A 263-nucleotide genomic window follows, 5' to 3' on the forward strand; every position below is an offset into this window, starting at 1 on the left:
GCTAACGCCATGCCAGCTGCAACAGCCATGGGCTTGAAATCCATCGTTTGGTTGTCCTGGTGATAGGCGCGCGTCAAAGACGGCACCGCTGGAATGGAACGGGGAAGTTTGAGTCTGCGCTTCTCAACCACCGGCACGCCTCCGGCCGGCAGCGAGCCCATCTCGGCCACCGTACGACTATTGATGATGGCCAGATCGCGCAACAATTGCAGATCGTGCGGGTTGTCGCCCCTGTTGGCATATAGCTTCATATAACGATTATC

At 57.0% G+C, this 263-nt stretch carries 1 protein-coding gene; it reads right to left on the bottom strand.

Features of this window, described 5'->3' with window-relative positions; all coding sequences use genetic code 11:
* Positions 1-263: hypothetical protein (locus OH705_RS27720; protein ID WP_267303498.1), on the bottom strand; the 263-nt coding region annotated here is incomplete at both ends.

The organism is Pseudomonas sp. BJa3, assembly GCF_026343815.1.
Classification (GTDB): Bacteria; Pseudomonadota; Gammaproteobacteria; order Pseudomonadales; family Pseudomonadaceae; genus Aquipseudomonas; species Aquipseudomonas soli.